Origin of the sequence: Mycobacterium lacus (assembly GCF_010731535.1) — a bacterium.
GTDB lineage: Bacteria > Actinomycetota > Actinomycetes > Mycobacteriales > Mycobacteriaceae > Mycobacterium > Mycobacterium lacus.
Window position 1 is genome coordinate 4,203,454 of record NZ_AP022581.1, and the last position, 18,756, is coordinate 4,222,209.

The following is an 18,756-nucleotide window of genomic DNA, read 5'->3' on the forward strand; positions in this document are numbered from 1 at the left end:
GCCCAAATCCTCAGGGATTTGGGCGATTTTGCGTCTGTTCGCCACTAAACGCGAGCGAGCGCGCGCTGGTCCTCGTCGGCGAAGGTGTCCTCGAGCTGCAGTGGCGAATAGTCGACGTCGATCTCGCCGATCGGCCGGCCGCGGGCGCTGGAGATCGTCCCAAACCGGCGCATGCCCTTGTCGGTGGAGTACCGCAGGAATTCGTCCTCCTCCAGGCCGAAGGGCTTCGGGTCCCCGTAAAGGGCGAAGCCGTCCGTGGTGAGGCGCAGCGCCAGCGGGATGAGCTCGTTCATCCGCGTCTCGAAGACCGTCCAATTGGCATCGTCGGCGGCGACATGGCGCCGACACGTGAAGGTGCCCCAGGCCATGTGGCGTCGCTCATCGTCACTGATGCGCTGGACCAGCTCCTGCATGCCGGGAAGAATTCCGCGTTCAACGCAGATCTTGTGCCAGGCGTAGTAGCCGGTGAGCGCCAGCATGCCTTCGACGATGTGGTTGTACGTGACCGATGCCCGGACTTGGGCCGCCGGTGAGGGATCGGTCGACAGGGCGTTGAGGCAACCCGGCAATTCGTCGTAGAACATCTGCCGGTAGGCGGGCAGGTCGTCGAGATAGCCGTGCAGGTCGTCGGTCATCCCGACGGCGTCGAGCCACATGCGGAACACCTGGGTGTGTTTGGCCTCCTCGAACGCGAACTGCGTGAGATACATCTCGTCGCCCAGTCGTCCCTCGGCCCGCATCGCGGCCATGAACGGCTGGATGTCCTCGGTGACCGCCTCCTCGCCGGCGATGAACTGCGCGCACAGCCGGGTGGCATAGTCGCGTTCGACATCCGACAGCTTCTCCCAGTCCGCCCCGTCGCGGGAGAAGTCAATATCGGCGGGATTCCAGAACTTTGCGTTTCCCCCGGCGAACAGCTTCAACGGCAGGCTCTCCCAGTTGAGGCCGCCCCGGGCGAGCGAGCCTGAACGTGTCCGTGTCATGTGACCTCCTCGGATCGTATTGGGGCTGGCAGCGGCGAGAATGCGGCCGCGAGCACCGCGACGAGCCGGCGCACCGCCAGCGCCGGCTGCTCCGGCGTGGGCTCGTCGAGTCCGAGGACCGGATCAAGGCCGCGCACGTACGGAGCCAGCGCCAGGTGCGGAAAGATCATCAGCAGCAGCGACAACAACACGTCGGTGTCGGAATCGGCGCGCAGGTCCCCCCGGGCGTGCGCGTCGCGCACGAGCGGCCGTAGCACCTCCAGGTAGTGGCGGTGAATGACGGTCTGCACGCTGACACGCGCGTCGGTGTCGACCTCCATGGTCGCCGCGGCGTGCAGCGCACGTTCCCGCGGATGATCGGCGAAGTAGGCGACCCAGGCGTCGAGCAGGTCGGTGAGGAAGTCGAAGAATGGCCGGCTCGGGTCGAGCTCGCGGATGACGTCCTCCACGTAGGAGCGCACCCGCTGGCTGCCGATGTCGGCGATGTAGGCGTAGAGGTCGCGCTTGTCCGCGAAGTACTGGAACAGGCTACCTTTGGCGACGCGGGCGCGCCGGGCGATGACGTTCAGGCTGCCTCCGGAGAACCCGTGCGCCCCGAATTCGGCCTCCGCCGCTTCCACGACGGCGGCCCGCCGAGCCGGGTCGACGCGCGCCCAAGTCACCGTCGGCATCACGCCCCCTAGCGAGTTGATGACCACTGGTCATTCTACGGTGAGCTAGCTCACAGTCAAGGGGCCGGTAGGGCTTACGGGCGCATCTGGTAAGCGCCGTTGATCGGTAGGACGTGGTCCTTCCAGATCTGGTCGTAACGCGCCGGGTCGTGTCCTGGGCGGCGGATCATCCGCATCGCGAATCGGGCCTGCTCGTCCGTCGTCGCGGACTTGTCGTGCAGCTCGACGGCATAGGCATTGAAGTCCCGCACCAGCACCGCGAAGATCTCGTCGATCAGCGGCTCGCCCACACCCGACAGCGGCGCCTCCTCCAGGATGAGCTGGGCATAGGGCACCGTCGCAAACAGTTGCCCCACGCCGAAGGCGAAGTCGATGTCCTTCTGCTGCACCGCATCCGGGGTAGCGCTGGCCAGCATCTCGGCGAGGACGTCGATCTGCTCGCGCAACAGCGCGACATTAGGCAGATGCGCGCAGGTGTCAAATGACGCGCGCCAATCGTGGAAGCGCACCTTGCCCAGGCCACCGGTGGGTCCCTGGGCGAACAGGAAGGTGTCGTCGGCAGCGTCGTCTCGGCGGCCGATCAGCGGCAGCGCGGCGTCGGGGGCGAACAGGTAATTGGGCATGAACTTGCCGAGCAGCCCGATGTTGATGTGGACGGTGCCCTCCAGCCGCGGCAGCAGCCCGATCTCCCGGGCCACGGTCTCGAAGAAGGTGTCCTTCTCCACCCCCTTGGCGGCGATGACATCCCACAGGGCGGTGATGACTCGCTCGCCTTCGCTGGTGACCTTGGCCTTGGTAAGCGGGCTGTACAGCAGGTAGCGACGGTCTTCGGCCGAGGCGCTGCGCATGTAGTCGCTGGCCCGGGTGGCGACCAGCCTCATGGCAACCAAGCGCACATAGGCGTCGGTGAGCAGCCGCCGCACGTGGCTGAAGTCGGTGACGACGGTCCCGTACAGGTAGCGGTTGGACGCGTGGGTGACCGACTCGTACAGGGCGTGGGTGCACATGCCGATGGAGCCCCAACCCAGGTTGTACTTGCAGACGTTGACGGTGTTGAGGGCGGCGTGGAAGGCCTCGGGGCCGCGGTGCAAGATGTCGGCCTCGGTGACCGGATAGTCGCGCAGCGCGTAATTGGCGACGTAATTCTGCGAATTCACCACGTTCTTGATCAGGTCGTAGCGCTCGTGCTGGGAGTCGGCGACGAAGAAGACGTACTCCTGGCTTTCTGGGCTCCCAGCGATCTTGCCGAACGTGGAGACCATCCGGGCCACGTTGGCGTTGCCGATGTAGTACTTCTCGCCATTGGCGATCCAGCCGGTCCGTCCGCCTTCATTCGGCGTCAGGATCATGTCGGTCTGGTAGACGTCGGCGCCGTGGGTCTGTTCCGACAGGCCAAAGGCGAACACCTCGCCGGCCTCGAGCTGCGCGGCGGCCTTGCGCTTGGCATCCTCGTTGGCGCTCATCCAGATCGGGCCCAGGCCAAGGGCGGTCACCTGGAAGGGATACCAGTAGCTCAGCCCGTAGAAGCCGATGATCTCGGCGAACTCGCTGATCCGGTAGGTGTCCCAACGGCAATCATCCGAGGCGCCGTACGCGGCCGGCGTCAGCAGGGCGGCGAAGATGCGTTCCCGCCCGACGAAGTCCAGGAAGTCGGAGTACCACGTCCGCTCGTGATCATCGTGCTTGAGCCGGGCCTTCCCCTTGGACTCGAAGAACTCGACCGTCGCAGCCATGATCTCCGCCGAGCGCTGGTCGGGGTATTTGCGTTGCAGGTTGTTGGGATTGAGCAGCATGACGGTGGCTCCCAGTACGAGACTTTGGAAAAGGTCGAGCGTAGACGGTACGCCATTGGCGCGGCTGTGACGGCGGCGGTACTGCTACTGGCTTCTGTTGAGCGGCAAATATCGCAAGGCTGGCGGGCACGATCAGCAATGCGAGCAACAGAGCGGGCCAGTTCACCGCTCGTCCGTCTGCCATTTCGACGAAGAGTGCGATAGCCGGGATCAATGCCAGCGTTCCAGTCACAAGTACCGGCGCCAATCGCTGAATGGCGTACTGCATCAAGAAGAACGGCACTACCAGAGAAGCGAACGCGGCTCCGATCGACATGCCGACCGACATCCTGGGCGCGGCAAGCAATCCGGACGGGACCAGGATGAGCAAGGTTACGCCGGCCACAACCACCGTGGCGTAGTAGCGGTGAGCCATCACCTGCCAGACACTGATTCCGTTGGACCCCAAGCCGCGGGAAACGATGGCCACCCCGCCGGCCGCAAAGCCGTCGATGACGCCCAGCACCGACGCAACCAGCAGCGCCCCGATGCCGCGGGAATCCGAATCAGCCTGCGCCGCCACCAGCGAACTGCCCAACACAGCAAGAAGGCCGACCGCCCACCATTGAGCGGCACTGGGCCGCGTCGTGGCATCGCCACGACTTGCCTGAAAACCCGACCAGGCCGTCACCGCAAGGGGAGCCAACGAGGCTCCCAGTGTGAATACGACCACCGCGCCGTAGACCGCCACGCCCAAGAAGAAGGCGACGAACGTGACCGCGGTCCACAAGTTCAACCAGCCCAAGGTGCCGGTGACGGACACGCCGGTTCCGGCAACTGAAGCCGCGTTTCTCCGAGTCGCTACGGCTCCGAGCAGCGCGCAGGCGGCCGCGGCGATCGCCAAGATCAGCAGGCTGTCTGCCGGAGTGATCATCGACAACCCCAATAGCGCCGTAATCACTGCATGCAAGCCGTTACCGACGATGAGGGCAACCCAGGGCATCAGGTGATCACCATAGGGATAACACTGCCGTCAGGAGGCGGCGCTGTCTGTCGGCTGAGCGGCCACTGGAAGGGATGAATACCGCATGCGCCGATGTCCCCCAATCAGGGGACAGCTATGTAAATAACTCGGCTAACCGATCAGTGGAGGCCCGCACACGCTGAATTTTTCTACCCTGAAGGTGATGAAAGCTCCGCGGGCAGTGAAGCTCAGGATCCGTGGACACGCGCCTTTGAAGGAGATCCGTTGACGGACCTGAACGAGCAGACCGCGACACACCGATTTCGCAACAACGCCAGAGCCGTCGACGTCGGCAATCCGGCGTGGCAGGCCGCGGCCGATAACTACCTGCTGGACAACAGCGTCCGCTATGTCGGCAACGACCGCCTGGAGCGGCAGCGCGACGGTCATCGCTTCATCAACATGGTGTCGTGTTCCTACCTGGGACTGCATTCTCATCCGTGGGTTCTGGAAGGCGCACGCACGGCGATTGATTCGGAGCAGACGTTCGCGTTGCCCGTCTCGCGCCTGCGCATCCGTTTCTCCATGCTCGACGAGCTCGAAGCCGGACTCTCGGCCCTGTATCGTGCTCGCAGCGTCGCCGCAATTTCCGCATCGGTGGCCAGCGCCGCCGTGCTGCCGCTGATCTCCTCGGGGCACCTGACCGACGACGGAGAGCCGCGCGTCATGGTGTTCGACAAGCACAGCCACTTCTCGCTCAACTACATCAAGCCCATCTGCGCCGACGAAGCGCCTGTCTTCACCTGCCCACACAACGACCTCAACTATCTCGAGGACATGTGCAAGAAGCACAAGCGGGTGGCCTACGTCGCCGACGGCGCCTACTCACTGGGCGGCGTCGCGCCGGTGAAAGAGCTGATGGAGTTGCAAGACCGCTACGGCTTGTTCCTCTTCTTCGACGACTCGCACTCGTTGGCCATGTACGGCGCGCGGGGCGAAGGAATCGTGCGGTCCATGATGCCCGAGGAGCTCAACCCGCTGACCGTCATTGTGGGCTCGCTCGGGAAGGGCTTCGGCGCCACCGGGGGCGTCATCATGTTGGGCAACGAGAAGCACCACGACGTGCTGATGCGCTTTGGCGGACCGCTGGCTTGGTCCCAGCCGCAGAACGGGCCCACGATCGGTGGCTGCCTGGGTTCGGTGCGGGTACACAATTCACCCGAGCTGGCGCAGCGGCAGCAGCAGCTGCGCCAGAATGCGGCTCTGTTCGACAGTCTGATTTCCACCCCGCAAGCGGGTCTGAACACCGCTATCCGGCTTATCGAGATCGGCGCCGAATCCAAAGCGATCGGTCTGTCCAGTCGAATTCTGGAATGCGGCTTCTACACCTCGGCGGTCTTTTTCCCTGTAACGGCCAAAGGCCAAGCGGGACTTCGAATCATGCTGCGCGCGGACAACGATCCGGAAGACATCCGCAGTTTCTGTAAGACCGTCAATGAGTTGGTGGCGGCGCAATCCCATAATCTTGTTGGTGTTTCACCGTGAATCACCCAATGTCGAATCAGCCGTGCGTGTTTCGCACCATGCTGATGACGAGTGCGGTCAATCCGCGCCAGTACCAAACGGCCCTACAATCAGGCGCCGACGTATGCACGCTGGATCTCGAGGACTCGGTGCCACCCGCCCAGCGCGCGGACGCTCGTCGCCGCGCGTCGCAGATGTTCGACGGGCCCTCAACCGGGTGCGTTCGCGCCCTGAGGATCAACAGCATGCGCACCACCGACGGTTTGCGCGACATCCTGGCGCTCGCGTACGGAGCCATCCAGCCCGACGCGCTGCTGGTTCCGAAGGTCACCGGTGCGCACGATCTGCTCATGCTGCAGGACATGCTGGGTAAGCAGCATGGCAACATCGCATTCCTGGCAACGATCGAAACGGCGGCCGGCCTCGCCTCGGTCGAGGAGATCGCCACCGCCACGCCACGGGTGCGCGCACTGGTTTTCGGAGCCGCTGACATCGCCGCCGAGCTAGGCATATCAATGGAGTGGGAGCCCCTGCTTTATGCCCGTTCGCGTATCGTCGCGGCCGCCGCCGCGGCCGGTATCCCGGCAATCGACGCGCCCACTTTCGACCTGAGCAGCGACCTCGCCCTCAAGATAGATGTGAACCGGTCGCGCGAGCTCGGCTTCCAAGGCAAGGCCGCGGTGCATCCTCGGCAGGTGGCGGTGATCAATGACGCCTTTACACCGTTGCCGGCAGAGGTGGAACACGCTCGCCGCATTATCGACATGGCGGAGGGAGGGTCTCGGGCGATCGGTGTACTCGACGGGCAGATGGTTGGTCCGCCCATGGTCGCCGCGGCGCGGCGTCTCCTGCGTCGGGCCAAAGCACTTGACGCACAAAACTTTAAGCCGCCGCGCTCACAGACTTGCCGGGTCGTCTAGTAGTGGATGGGATTGGCCATGGATCAAGTGCGTTCGTATAAGAAGGTTGGCGATCGGCGCTGGCGAGAGTCACGCGGCCTGGTATACGAAGATATCGAGGTTGGGACCATCATCGAGCATCGTCCGGGCCGCACGCTGACTGAGGCCGACAACATTTGGATGTCATTGCTGGCACATAACCTGCATCCGTTGCACATTGACAATGTCTACTGCGAAAAGACCGAATGGAAGCGCCCTTTGGTGTCGAGTCTTGTGACGTTGTCGATCGTCTCGGGCATGAGCGTTCCAAGCACCAGTGCCAAGGGCCTCGCCAACCTGGGCTGGGACCATATCCGACTTGTTGCCCCGGTGTTCGTCGGAGACACCATTTATGCCGAAACCGAGTACCTGGACAAGCGCCTGTCGAAATCCCGCCCGAGTCAAGGCATAGTCAGCTGCGCTACGCGTGGCGTCAAGGCGGACGGCACGCTGTTTCTGACCTGCCAACGTACGTTCCTGCTGCCGACTCGCGAACACGATCTCGAAGACCAGGCCGGGTACTGACGTTGGAGAGCAACGTAGGGCGTCATGTCGTCTTGGTCGACAGCTATGGCACCGTCGGATCCGAACTGGCCCAAGGCTTTCAAGACGCGGGGTATACCCCGTTGCGGGTGCAGAGCACCCCTGAGGCGCCGACAGGTTTACGTGGTCAACCGGATCGATACCCTTACCCGGTCGACATCGTGCACGGCGGCGACTTAGGGGCGACGCTGGCAGCGCTGATGCCCTTCGGCCCTGTTGCAGTGGTGGCCGGCACCGAACCGGGCGTGGAACTGGCCGACGCGCTGAGCGAAGCCCTCCACCCGATCACGGGCGCACCGACCAACGGGACAGCGCTGAGCCGAGCTCGGCGCGACAAGTACCTGATGGTCGAGCGAATTAAACAGCAAGGCTTGCGGGGAGCCCGGCAGATCCTGGTGGCAGACGAGGACCAACTCCGCAACTGGCACAACGAAGTTGGCGGCACGGTCATCGTCAAGCCACTGCGCAGTGCCGCCAACGACGGCGTCACCTGGTGCCGCAACCCAGAGGATGCCGTGCAAGCCTTCCGGCGCCTTAACGGGCGGGAAAACATCCTGTCGCAGTGCAATGACGGCGTCGTCGCGCAGGAGTGCCTCATCGGCATGGAATACACGGTCGACACGGTCAGCCGCGACGGGGTGCACCAGGTGTGCGACATCTGGGAGTCCCATCGCATCAGCGCAAACGGTATTCCTGACCTCCTGGTTGCCTGGCGGCTGCTGCTGGCGACGGGGGAGGTGCAGGACGAGCTGGTTGCCTACGCGCGGGCCGTGCTCGACGCCCTCGGAATCCGGCACGGTGCGGCGCATGCCGAGATCAAGATGACGCCGAATGGACCGTGCCTGGTCGAAGTGGGAGCGCGAATAGCGGGTGCCAACCTTCCTGAGGGTGCCCGCATGGGCACCGGACGGTCGCAGATTGACTGGACGGTGGACGCCTACGTGCGACCCGAGACATTCGCCCGAAACAGTGGGCGGCCGTACGACCTCCACCAACACGTCGCGCGAGCAACCATGGTCGCCCCCGGCAGCGGCACGCTGATCTCCTATCACAGCCTGGAGGCCATTAAGGAGCTCGAGAGCTTCCACGACATGCAGGTGCGGGTTAATCCCGGGCAACAACTGACGCTAACCACCGACGACCTGACCTACCCGATCTTCGTCACGCTGGTGCACGAGGTCGGCGAACTAGTGGCTCGCGATCTCTGGACGCTGCGTTACCTCGACGGCGTGAGCTTTTACGAGCTTGCCTAAAAAAGGGAATCTTTGATGCCGCAGTGTTACTGCCAGCTCGACACGGACAACGAGCGGACGGACGACGGAAGCCTCATCGAGCTCTACCGTCGCATGCCGCCGACGGGCGAGCCCGAGCAGATCCACGCCCTTCTGCAACCACAGAGCTCGGTGCTGGAACTCGGCGCCGGCACCGGACGGATCGCCGACCCGCTCGTTGAGTTCGGCCACCACGTCACCGCGGTCGACGACTCCGACCTCATGCTCGCCCAAGTTCGGCACGCGCGGCCCGTGCGCGCCCGCATCGAGGACCTGCAGCTCGCCGAGCGGTTCGATGCAGTCCTGTTGGCAACCAACCTGATTCACTACCGGGGCGATGACCTTCGACGGGCGGTGCTCGGCTCGTTAGCACACCATCTCAAACCGACGGGCAAGGCCATCATCCAGTGGAAACCGCCGCCCTACTGGGCCGCACGGCCCTCAGGCTGGACGGAATCTAAAACGATCGGCGACGTGACGGTCCGCGTGACGATCCACCGAAATTCAGACGGGCTCGTCGACGGCGAATATGCGTTGCTCGTCGACGAATCGGAATTGCGGCAATGCTTTCATCTCGAGGTGCTCACAGTTGAGGAACTCCGACACGGACTCAACGATGCGGGATTGCGGTTGCTGAACAACACTCCCGAATCAACGGAATGGCTCGAAGTGGAGCGCCACCGCTAACAGCCCTGTTGGTTTACCGCCGCATCGACCTAGCATCGGTTGCGTGCCAGTGCTAAATACCGCCCGCGGACCCATCGATACCGCTGATCTCGGCGTGACGCTCATGCACGAGCACGTGTTCATCATGACCACGGAGATCGCGCAGAACTATCCGGAAGCCTGGGGCGACGAGGAACGGCGGGTGGCTGACGCGATCACCCGGCTGGGCGAGCTGAAGGCCCGCGGCGTGGACACCATCGTCGACCTCACCGTCATCGGGCTGGGCCGCTATATCCCCCGCATCGCCCGCGTCGCGTCGGCCACCGAGCTCAACATCGTCGTCGCGACCGGCCTGTACACCTACAACGACGTGCCGTTCTATTTCCACTACCTGGGACCGGGCGGCATGCTCGACGGCCCGGAGATCATGACCGACATGTTCGTCCGCGACATCGAGCAGGGCATCGCCGACACCGGCATCAAGGCGGGAATCCTCAAGTGCGCCACCGACGAACCCGGGGTCACCCCGGGCGTCGAGCGGGTGCTGCGCGCCGTCGCCCAGGCGCACAAGCGCACCGGGGTGCCGATCTCCACGCACACCCACGCCGGGCTGCGGCGCGGGCTCGAGCAGCAACGCATCTTCGCCGAGGAAGGCGTGGACCTGAGCCGGGTGATCATCGGGCACTCGGGCGACAGCACCGACGTCGGCTATCTGGAGGAGCTCATCGCGAACGGCTCCTACCTCGGGATGGACCGGTTCGGCATCGACGTGATCTCACCGTTCGAGGACCGCGTGAACATCGTGGCGCAAATGTGTGAGCGCGGCCATGCCGACAAGATGGTGCTCTCGCACGACGCCAACTGCTATTTCGATGCGCTGCCAGAGGAGCTGGTGGCGGTGGCCGCCCCCAATTGGCATTACCTGCACATCCACAACGACGTGATTCCGGCGCTGAAGGAGCGTGGGGTCACCGACGAGCAGCTGCACACCATGCTCGTGGACAACCCGCGGCGCATCTTCGAGCGGCAGGGCGGCTATTAACCGTCAGGGCGCGATCGCGTCCGCCTCCCGATCCGCGCGTCGCAGCTCGGCCGGCTTCACGCGTTTCTCCCAGCCGCGCAACGCTTCCCGGCAGGGCGACTCGACCAGCGCGTAACTGACGGCGGCGATCGCGAAACCGAAGACCAGGGTCAACACCAACACCGTCGGCATCCGCCCGCTAAACGGGAAGGTGCCGATCACCGGGAACACCATCGCCAGCGCGGCCAGGTGCCAGATGAACAGGCCATACGACCAGCGCCCTAGGGTCACCATGGCGGTGCCGCCCAGGAACCGGTGCGCCGTGTCGGGCCGGTCCAGCACCAGCGGCGCCACCAGCGCGAACGCCACCAGCGAACCCATCGCGGTCTTCACCGCGAATTGCGTGGCAGTGCCCGGAATCAGCCCCTCCGGTCCGGCCAGCGGGGAAGCCGCCACCAGGTAGGCCAACACGGCCGCCACGGCAATCAACACACGCCGCCGGGCCAGCCGGTGGGCCAACCCGATCGGGCTGTGGACCCACTCGGCCAGCAACATGCCCGCGGCGAACCAGGAGAAAAATGCGGGCGGCCAGTTCAGCGGGTTGATCCCCGACCCGGCATGCCCCAAAGGCACCCAACCCCAGGCCCAGCTGAGGGCCCCCAGCGCGGCGATCGCCGGCACCCGGGCGCCCACCGGGATACGGCGGGCGAGCAACGCCAGAATGGGCAATGCCAAATAGAAGCCGACCTCGACGGCCAGGCTCCACATCTGGGTGAGGCCGCCGGTCAGGGTCAGCGGCACATAGATCTGGGTGAGCGTCAGGTTCGCCAGCCACACGGTCAGGCCGGCGTGATCAGCGTCGGGCAGCAGGGACAGGATGACCACCACCGCGACCACGTAGGCCGGCATGATGCGGACCACCCGCGACCGCAGGTAGCGCCCGGTGCGCGGGCGCGACCCGAGATCTCGTGCCGCCGCGGCGTGTCCGCGCCACAACAGGAAGCCCGACAGCGCGAAGAACACCGCCACGGCCAGGTCGAAGCGGCCGAACAGCCGGCCCGCGACGCCGGTGGAGTGCCCGGTCTGGAAAGCGACATGCGTGACGACCACGCCGGTAGCCGCGCAGGCACGCATACCCTCGACGGCGGGCAGAAAGCCACGGGTCCCACCCACCTGCTGGCTGTCGGTCACGACCACAGTTTGCCTGCGATGCGTTGGCGGACGTATCGGGACCACCGAATCGCCCGGTGAAGGCGATGGGTTCGTCCGTCGGGGCTTTGCATTCTGCTGTTAGGGTCAAACGGGTTTGCCGCGCTGCTTGGTCGGGTCGGAGCGGGTCGCGACCGTCGATTTCTTGGACCAGAAGGAGGTCACCGCAACGTGAACCGCGCCGGCGACGATGCAGTGGGGGTACCGCCCGCTTGCGGCGGCGGAAGCGATGAGGAGGAGCGGCGCACATGAACCGGGCAGTCATGTTGCGAATGGCCGCATGCGGGATCCTCGGACTCGGTGCTGCCCTGCTCATCGCCGCGCTGCTGCTGTCGACCTATACCAGCAGCAGGATCACCAAGATCCCGCTCGACATCGACGCCACGCTGATCAGCGACGGCAGCGGAAGCGCACTGGACACGGCGTCACTGTCCGGGGACCATATCGTCATCAATCCGAACGTGCCGCTGGTGTCTCAGCAGCAGGTCAGCGTCGAGTCGCCGGCCAACGCCGATGTCGTCACGCTGCAGGTCGGAGCGTCGGTCCGGCGCACCGATAAACAGAAGGACAGCGGTCTGCTGCTCGCGATCGTCGACACCGTCACCCTCAACCGGAAGACGGCGATGGCCGTTTCCGATGACACGCACACTGGTGGTTCGGTACAGAAACCGCGTGGTTTCAACGACGAAAGCCCGCCGACCGCGATCCCGTTGCGACACGAGGGCCTGTCCTACTGCTTCCCGTTCCACACCGAGAAGAAGACATATCCCTATTTCGATCCGATCGCACAGAAGGCGTTTGACGTCAACTACGAAAGCGAGGACGACGTCAACGGTTTGACGACGTACCGCTTCACACAGACCGTCGGCTACAACTCCGACGGGAAGTTGGTGGCCCCCGTCAGGTACCCGTCGCTGTACCCCGGGGATGAGGACGGCAAAGTCACCGCGTCGGCGGCGATGTGGGGCCTGCAAGGTGGCGATCCGAACGAGCAGATCACCATGACCCGCTATTACGCCGCGCAGCGGACCTTCTGGGTGGACCCGGTGTCGGGCACCATCGTCAAGGAGACCGAGCACGCCAACCACTACTTCGCCCGCGACCCGCTGAAGCCGGAGGTGACGCTGGTCGACTACAAGGTCACCTCGACGGAAGAGACGGTCGAATCGCAGGTGAACGCGGCCCGCGACGAGCGCGACCGGCTGGCGCTGTGGTCACGGGTGCTGCCGATCACGTTCACGGCGACGGGCCTGATCGCATTGGTCGGCGGGGGATTGCTCGCCTCGTTCAGCCTGCGCACCGAGAGCGCGTTGATCGATCCCGGCCTGGACCGCGACGACACCGATTTCCTCCGCCGCGCCGGGCTCGAGCCGCCGGTGCCGGGCGCGGAAGCCGAGACCGAGAAGCTACCCACTCAACGCCCTGACCGGCACGAGGCCGATTCGGGTCCCCGTCAACTTGGTTCGGCCGGGTCCGCACCGGATCACGGGCCACCCGAGCCAACTCCACCGGGTCCCCCCGGCCCGCCCGGACGGACCTAACCGAGCGACGTGCGCTGGTCGCGACCGGGGTACGCGCTGGTGCTGGCGCTGCTGGTGGTCGCCCCACTGCTGAGGCCCGGGTACCTGCTGCTGCGCGACGCGGTTTCCACGCCACGGTCGTATCTGTCTGACAGCGCCCTGGGGTTGGCGTCCGCGCCGCGGGCGACGCCGCAGGACTTCGCGGTGGCCCTGGCGTCGCACCTGCTCGACGGCGGAGTCGTGGTGAAGGCGCTGCTGGTCCTGGGGCTATGGCTCGCGGGCTGGGGCGCGGCGCAGCTGGTGGCCACGGCGCTGCCCGCCTCCGGTGCCGGTGGGCAGTTCATTGCGACCACGCTGGCCATCTGGAATCCCTATGTCGCCGAACGACTTCTGCAGGGCCATTGGAGCCTGCTGGTTGGTTACGGCTGCCTGCCTTGGGTTGCGACGGCGATGCTGGCGCCGCGGTTTTTTTCGCTGGCTTTCTGGATCGCGTTGGCCGGCCTTACGCCTACCGGGTTGCTGCTCGCGACGACGGTGGCCGTGGTCTGCGTGGCCGCGCCCGGTCGGCCCCGTTGGCGCCGTGCCGCAGTGGCATTGGGGTTTTCGCTGGTGGCCGCGCTGCCCTGGGTGACGGCATCGGCGCTGGGCTCCCCGCTGGGTGTCCACGCGGCCGCACTCGGAGTCGATGCGTTCGCCCCTCGCGCCGAACCCGGTCTGGGCACGCTGGCCAGCCTGGCCAGCCTCGGCGGAATCTGGAATGGCGAGGCCGTACCCGCTTCGCGGACAACGCTTTTCGCGGTGGTCTCGGCCGTGGTGTTGCTGGGTATGGTGGCCGCCGGGCTGCCGGCGGTGGTGCGTCGTCCGGCGGTGGTGCCGCTGCTGGCGCTGGCGGCGGTGTCGGTGGCGGTGCCGGCCGCATTGGCGACGGGTCCGGGCCTGCACCTGCTGCGCGCCATCGTCGACGCCGCGCCCGGCTTCGGCGTGCTGCGCGACGGGCAGAAGTGGGTGGCGCTGGCGGTGCCCGGATACGCGCTGGCCGGTGCCGGCGCGGTGGTGACGCTGCGCCGTTGGCTGCCTTCGGCGGTGGTGGCGCTGGTGTGCAGCCTGGCACTGGTTCTCGGGCTGCCCGATCTGGCCTGGGGTGGGTGGGGCAAGGTGGCGCCCGTGCACTACCCGTCCGGGTGGGCGGCGGTGGCGTCGGCGATCAACGCCAATCCAGGCACGGTCGCGGTGTTGCCCGTCGGCACCATGCGGCGCTTCTCGTGGTCGGGCCCGGCGCCGGTGCTCGATCCGCTGCCCCGCTGGGTTCGCGCCGACGTGCTGTACACCGGTGATCTGGTCATTTCGGGGGTGACCGTGCCGGGAGAGGGCGCTCGCGCCCGTGCGGTGCAGGAATTGCTGCTGACCGGGCCCGACCCCGCCGCCCTGGCCCCGGCCGGCATCGGGTGGCTGGTGGTCGAAACGAACACCGCCGGTGACATGGGCGCGGCCGCGCGCACACTGGACCGTCTGCTGCCGACCTACCAGGACAACGAGCTCGCTCTCTATCGGATCGGTGGCAACACCGCCGGTGCACCCGCTGCCCACGTCCGGGTGACGATGATGGCGCACTCGGCGTGGTTAGCGATGCTGGTCGTCGGCGCAGCCGGGGCGGTGCTGACGGGATGGTTTAGAGCACGCCGCTGACGAAGTCGCCGGCCCGCACCGCTTCCAGCACGGTGCGCATGGCATCGGCGCTTTGTCGCCAGGAAAATTCGGCGCTGCGCACCTGCGCCTTGGCGCCGAGTTGATCGCGCAGCACCGGGTCGGACAGCAGTCGTTCGAGCCGGTCGACCAGCTCAGCGCGGTTGTCCACCAACATTCCGGTCACCCCGTCGATGATCGAATCGCACAGACCGCCGGAGGATCGATAGCCGATGGTGGGCACCCGGTGCTGGGCCGCCTCGACGACCGCGAGACCCCAGCCTTCCTTGCGCGAAGGTAGCACATGCACCCAAGAGCTTTGCAGCACATGGTGTTTGGTCACATCGTCGACATGACCGTGAAAGGTCACCGCGTCGGAAATGCCCAGCCGCTGTACCTGGTCGACGAGTCGTTGTCGCCACCATCCGCCGCCGACGACGTCGAGGTGCAGACCGGGGATCTGTGGTCGCAGCAGCGCGACTGCTTCCAGCGCGTCTTCGATCTGCTTGTGCGGCACCAGCCGCGACAGCACAACGACCCGGGGCGCGGCCGCCGGGGGGCCGGACAACGATTGCGCCGGCGCCTCGTCGAGACCGTTGCGCACGACCGCGATCCGCCCGGTGTCCACACCCAGGGCGACCAGATCGCGAGCCGACGGCAGCGACACCGTCACATACTGATTGCGCCTGTTCACCCATGGCGACAACCTCGACTCGACAAACCAACCGAGCCGGCCGAGCAGCGGCCCGGCCACCGGCCACTGCTCACGGTGGCAATGGTGCACCAGCACCACCACCCGCCGGCCATATAGCAGCCGGGCCAGAAACGGCAGCCCGTTTTGGGTGTCGACCACCACGTCGGGCCGTGCCCGCCGTAGCGGCCCGAGACCCATCCGCGCCGCGGCCATAGCCAGCAACGCCCACACGTAGACCGAGTACCTGCCTCCGGCGCGGTTGATCCGCACCCCGTCGACCACTTCACGTCGTGGCGCAGCCGGATACCGGGCGGTGCGCAGTGTGACTTCTATGCCCGAGGCGGCCAGCCGTGCTCCGATGCGCTGCAAGTAGGCCTCGCTGCCGCCGCCCTGCGGGTGCCCGGTGTCGCGCCAACACAGCAGCAGGACGGAGCGCACGGCAGACATCGATGGTCAGCCTAGCCTGGCAATGGGTGCGGGCGAGCCGGGCCGGCGGACCTCCGTACGTCGACTCGTCACATCCGCCACACTGGTCCCTGGCGGGAAGGGTGTCCCTTGTGCCCGCCTTACTCACTCACTCGAAAATTAGGGTGACCAGGAGCTGGTGAGTGGGCTGCCCGCTTGTGTTAGGCAGCACCGGTGTTCCCAACCGCACCGCCATGCGATTTTTCATCTCCCCACAACGGGGCGCAGCCCCATCAACGCTCACAGCGACAACTGCTTGTGTGAGCACCTTGTCGGGGTAAGGCGGGCAAATCGGGTACCGCCCGAAGCGGGGACTTGTGGGGCAGGTGTGACCAATGCGACTGCCCAACCGTAGTGTGGGCACGTGGGCGTGACCGACATCTTCGCCCGGCGCGCGACACTGCGACGCTCGCTGCGGCTGTTGTCGGAGTTCCGATACGAGAACCCGGACCCGGCACGGTTCTACCGCACGCTGGCGACCGACACGGCGGCGATGATCGGCGACCTGTGGCTGGCCGGCCACGGCGAACGCCCGGCCGGCCGCACCCTGCTCGACGTCGGCGGCGGACCCGGATATTTTGCGTCGGCATTTGATGATCTCGGTGTCCGCTACATCGGTGTCGAGCCGGACCCGAATGAAATGCACTCGGCCGCAACTAGTTTCGCATATGAGCCGGCTGCGTTCGTCCGAGCGTCGGGCATGGCGCTGCCCTTCGCCGACGACTCCGTGGACATCTGCTTGTCGTCGAATGTCGCCGAGCACGTGCCGCGCCCCTGGCAGCTCGGCGGCGAGATGCTGCGGGTGACCAAGCCGGGCGGCCTGGCCGTGCTGTCCTACACCGTCTGGCTGGGCCCGTTTGGTGGCCACGAGATGGGCATGACCCACTACCTGGGCGGTGCCCGCGCCGCCTCCCGGTATGCCCGCAAACACGGTCATCCGGCAAAGAACAACTACGGGTCGTCGTTGTTTGCGGTGTCCGCCGCCGAGGGCCTGGACTGGGCCGCGAGCACCGGAGCCGCAATAGCGGCATTTCCCCGCTACCACCCGCGATGGGCGTGGTGGCTGACCTCGGTGCCGGTGCTGCGCGAGTTCGGAGTGAGCAATCTGGTGCTGGTCCTCCAGCCGCAATAATGGAACATGTTCTCGTTTTGCCTCGGCTTGGGTAGGGTGGCGCCATGAGCGAGGCAACGAGGGAATACGACAGGCTTTTCATCGGAGGCAAGTGGACCGAACCGTCGACCTCCGAAGTCATCGAGGTGCGCTGTCCGGCCACCGGCGAGTACGTGGGCAAGGTGCCGATGGCGGCGGCGGCCGATGTCGACGCCGCGGTCGCCGCGGCCCGTGAAGCATTCGACCACGGCCCGTGGCCGTCGACGCCGCCACGGGAGCGCGCGGTTGTCATCGCCAACGCGGTCAAGTTGATGGAAGAGCGCAAGGACCTCTTCACCACGCTGCTCGCCGCCGAGACCGGTCAGCCGCCGACCATCATCGAGACGATGCACTGGATGGGTTCGATGGGGGCGCTGAACTTCTTCGCCACCGCCGCTGTGGATCAGGTCAAGTGGAAGGAGACGCGCAACGGCTCCTACGGGCAGACCATCGTCCATCGCGAGCCGGTCGGCGTCGTGGGCGCGATCATCGCATGGAACGTGCCGCTGTTCCTGGCGGTCAACAAGCTGGGTCCCGCGCTGCTGGCCGGCTGCACGGTGGTGCTCAAGCCGGCCGCCGAGACACCGTTGAGCGCGAACGCTTTGGCGGAGGTGTTCGCCGAAGCCGGCCTGCCCGAGGGGGTGCTGTCGGTGGTGCCGGGCGACGTGGAGACCGGACGGGCGCTGACGGCAAACCCCGATATCGACATGTTCACCTTCACTGGCAGCTCGGCCGTCGGCAAGGAGGTCGGCAAGCGCGCCGCGGAACTGCTCAAGCCGTGCACCCTGGAACTCGGCGGCAAATCGGCGGCGATCATCCTCGAGGACGTCGACCTGGCCGCGGCGATTCCGATGATGGTGTTCTCCGGCGTGATGAACGCCGGGCAGGGCTGCGTGAACCAGACACGGATCCTGGCGCCGCGTTCCCGGTATGACGAAATCGTGGGCGCAGTAAGCACATTCGTGCAAGCGCTACCGGTGGGGCTGCCGTCGGATCCGGCCGTCCAGGTCGGGCCGCTGATCTCGGAGAAGCAACGGACCCGCGTCGAGGGCTACATCGCCAAGGGCCTCGAAGAGGGCGCCCGGCTGGTATGCGGAGGCGGCCGTCCCGAGGGCCTGGACAACGGATTCTTCGTGCAGCCCACCGTCTTCGCCGACGTCGACAACAAGATGACGATCGCGCAGGAGGAGATCTTCGGGCCGGTGCTGAGCATCATCCCCTATGACACCGAGGAGGACGCGATCGCGATCGCCAACGATTCGGTGTACGGGCTGGCCGGCAGCGTGTGGACCACCGATATCCCGAAGGGCATCGAGATCTCGGAGAAGATCCGCACCGGCACGTACGGAATCAACTGGTACGCCTTCGATCCCGGCTGCCCGTTCGGCGGCTACAAGAATTCCGGCATCGGCCGCGAGAACGGGCCGGAAGGCGTCGAGCACTTCACCCAGCAGAAGAGCGTCCTGATGCCGATGGGCTATACCGTCGAGTAGCTGTGCCGAGCAGACCAATGGCCCTGGAATGTGGCCTCCGGTCGGCTCCATGACGGACGCCTCGCCCTGGCGTCTACGCAAGAGCCCGGCGGCGGGCGTGGGCTAGTGACCAGGGCGGCGAGCCAAGCTAGTGCTGGCGACAGCGGCGACCATGGCACGCGATGACGTCACGATTGGCCTGCGGTGTTG

Annotated in this window: 16 protein-coding genes and 1 pseudogene; 11 read left to right on the plus strand and 6 right to left on the minus strand. The window is 65.9% G+C overall.

What is annotated here, in order from left to right:
- Positions 1-44: 44 nt before the first annotated feature.
- From G6N24_RS19380 to G6N24_RS19395, 4 genes are all read right to left on the minus strand, one after another.
- Positions 45-983 carry a R2-like ligand-binding oxidase gene (locus tag G6N24_RS19380; protein WP_085159935.1) on the minus strand — a complete coding sequence of 313 codons (939 nt, stop codon included), beginning with the start codon at positions 981-983 and terminating at the stop codon, positions 45-47.
- Positions 980-1,654 (minus strand): TetR/AcrR family transcriptional regulator, encoded by a 675-nt coding sequence (locus tag G6N24_RS19385; RefSeq protein WP_085159998.1) that lies wholly within the window; start codon positions 1,652-1,654, stop codon positions 980-982. The genes G6N24_RS19380 and G6N24_RS19385 overlap by 4 nt, the downstream gene beginning before the upstream one ends.
- A 74-nt stretch (positions 1,655-1,728) precedes the next feature.
- Positions 1,729-3,447, minus strand: a complete 1,719-nt coding sequence (locus G6N24_RS19390) for an acyl-CoA dehydrogenase family protein (RefSeq protein WP_085159933.1) — start codon at positions 3,445-3,447, stop codon at positions 1,729-1,731.
- Positions 3,329-4,429, minus strand: a complete 1,101-nt coding sequence (locus G6N24_RS19395) for a hypothetical protein (RefSeq protein ID WP_139822366.1) — start codon at positions 4,427-4,429, stop codon at positions 3,329-3,331. The genes G6N24_RS19390 and G6N24_RS19395 overlap by 119 nt, the downstream gene beginning before the upstream one ends.
- 246 nt (positions 4,430-4,675) lie before the next feature.
- Here G6N24_RS19395 and G6N24_RS19400 point away from each other — a divergent pair, with 246 nt between their 5' ends.
- From G6N24_RS19400 to G6N24_RS19425, 6 genes are read left to right on the plus strand one after another with little or no spacing between them, the layout of a single operon-like run.
- Entirely contained in the window at positions 4,676-5,935 is a 1,260-nt protein-coding gene (locus tag G6N24_RS19400) for an aminotransferase class I/II-fold pyridoxal phosphate-dependent enzyme (RefSeq protein WP_085159929.1), read from the plus strand.
- Between the two features lie 44 nt (positions 5,936-5,979).
- Positions 5,980-6,834: an HpcH/HpaI aldolase/citrate lyase family protein gene (locus G6N24_RS19405; protein WP_232070827.1), complete on the plus strand. Its 855-nt coding sequence runs from the start codon at positions 5,980-5,982 to the stop codon at positions 6,832-6,834.
- A gap of 18 nt (positions 6,835-6,852) precedes the next feature.
- Entirely contained in the window at positions 6,853-7,377 is a 525-nt protein-coding gene (locus G6N24_RS19410) for a MaoC/PaaZ C-terminal domain-containing protein (protein WP_085159996.1), read from the plus strand.
- 32 nt (positions 7,378-7,409) lie between these two features.
- Positions 7,410-8,648, plus strand: coding sequence for an ATP-grasp domain-containing protein (locus G6N24_RS19415; protein WP_211278716.1), 1,239 nt, complete (start codon positions 7,410-7,412; stop codon positions 8,646-8,648).
- Between the two features lie 15 nt (positions 8,649-8,663).
- On the plus strand, positions 8,664-9,353 hold the full coding sequence (locus G6N24_RS19420; RefSeq protein ID WP_085159923.1) for a class I SAM-dependent methyltransferase: 690 nt from the start codon (positions 8,664-8,666) through the stop codon (positions 9,351-9,353).
- Between the two features lie 43 nt (positions 9,354-9,396).
- The gene (locus tag G6N24_RS19425) at positions 9,397-10,374 is read left to right on the plus strand and encodes a phosphotriesterase family protein (protein ID WP_085159921.1); all 978 of its coding nucleotides are present in this window, start codon (positions 9,397-9,399) and stop codon (positions 10,372-10,374) included.
- Positions 10,375-10,377: 3 nt separating this feature from the next.
- On the opposite strand, the gene G6N24_RS19430 is transcribed toward G6N24_RS19425, so the two are convergent.
- Positions 10,378-11,550 (minus strand): acyltransferase family protein, encoded by a 1,173-nt coding sequence (locus G6N24_RS19430; protein ID WP_085159919.1) that lies wholly within the window; start codon positions 11,548-11,550, stop codon positions 10,378-10,380.
- Positions 11,551-11,736: 186 nt separating this feature from the next.
- Here G6N24_RS19430 and G6N24_RS24935 point away from each other — a divergent pair.
- From G6N24_RS24935 to G6N24_RS19440, 3 genes and pseudogenes are all read left to right on the plus strand, one after another.
- Positions 11,737-11,814 (plus strand): annotated as a pseudogene (locus G6N24_RS24935) (hypothetical protein); the annotation flags it as partial.
- Entirely contained in the window at positions 11,811-13,103 is a 1,293-nt protein-coding gene (locus G6N24_RS19435; RefSeq protein ID WP_085159917.1) for a DUF3068 domain-containing protein, read from the plus strand. The pseudogene G6N24_RS24935 and the gene G6N24_RS19435, both read left to right, overlap by 4 nt.
- A 9-nt stretch (positions 13,104-13,112) precedes the next feature.
- On the plus strand, positions 13,113-14,768 hold the full coding sequence (locus G6N24_RS19440; protein ID WP_085159915.1) for a hypothetical protein: 1,656 nt from the start codon (positions 13,113-13,115) through the stop codon (positions 14,766-14,768).
- Here the strand turns inward: G6N24_RS19440 and G6N24_RS19445 are convergent.
- On the minus strand, positions 14,752-15,906 hold the full coding sequence (locus G6N24_RS19445) for a glycosyltransferase family 4 protein (RefSeq protein WP_085159913.1): 1,155 nt from the start codon (positions 15,904-15,906) through the stop codon (positions 14,752-14,754). The two genes, G6N24_RS19440 and G6N24_RS19445, sit on opposite strands and share 17 nt — an antisense overlap.
- A gap of 382 nt (positions 15,907-16,288) precedes the next feature.
- Between G6N24_RS19445 and G6N24_RS19450 the strand changes: the two genes are divergently transcribed.
- Together G6N24_RS19450 and G6N24_RS19455 are read left to right on the plus strand one after the other, a co-directional pair.
- Positions 16,289-17,056, plus strand: a complete 768-nt coding sequence (locus tag G6N24_RS19450) for a class I SAM-dependent methyltransferase (RefSeq protein WP_085159911.1) — start codon at positions 16,289-16,291, stop codon at positions 17,054-17,056.
- 44 nt (positions 17,057-17,100) lie between these two features.
- Positions 17,101-18,567 carry an aldehyde dehydrogenase gene (locus G6N24_RS19455; RefSeq protein WP_085159909.1) on the plus strand — a complete coding sequence of 489 codons (1,467 nt, stop codon included), beginning with the start codon at positions 17,101-17,103 and terminating at the stop codon, positions 18,565-18,567.
- Positions 18,568-18,756: the final 189 nt, after the last annotated feature.

Bases quoted from the DNA above. Each gene is read 5' to 3' on its own strand.
- G6N24_RS19380 (WP_085159935.1), bottom strand. From the start codon at position 983: ATGACACGGACACGTTCAGGCTCGCTCGCCCGGGGCGGCCTCAACTGG.
- G6N24_RS19385 (WP_085159998.1), bottom strand. From the start codon at position 1,654: ATGCCGACGGTGACTTGGGCGCGCGTCGACCCGGCTCGGCGGGCCGCC.
- G6N24_RS19390 (WP_085159933.1), bottom strand. From the start codon at position 3,447: ATGCTGCTCAATCCCAACAACCTGCAACGCAAATACCCCGACCAGCGC.
- G6N24_RS19395 (WP_139822366.1), bottom strand. From the start codon at position 4,429: ATGCCCTGGGTTGCCCTCATCGTCGGTAACGGCTTGCATGCAGTGATT.
- G6N24_RS19405 (WP_232070827.1), top strand. From the start codon at position 5,980: ATGACGAGTGCGGTCAATCCGCGCCAGTACCAAACGGCCCTACAATCA.
- G6N24_RS19410 (WP_085159996.1), top strand. From the start codon at position 6,853: ATGGATCAAGTGCGTTCGTATAAGAAGGTTGGCGATCGGCGCTGGCGA.
- G6N24_RS19420 (WP_085159923.1), top strand. From the start codon at position 8,664: ATGCCGCAGTGTTACTGCCAGCTCGACACGGACAACGAGCGGACGGAC.
- G6N24_RS19435 (WP_085159917.1), top strand. From the start codon at position 11,811: ATGAACCGGGCAGTCATGTTGCGAATGGCCGCATGCGGGATCCTCGGA.
- G6N24_RS19445 (WP_085159913.1), bottom strand. From the start codon at position 15,906: ATGTCTGCCGTGCGCTCCGTCCTGCTGCTGTGTTGGCGCGACACCGGG.
- G6N24_RS19455 (WP_085159909.1), top strand. From the start codon at position 17,101: ATGAGCGAGGCAACGAGGGAATACGACAGGCTTTTCATCGGAGGCAAG.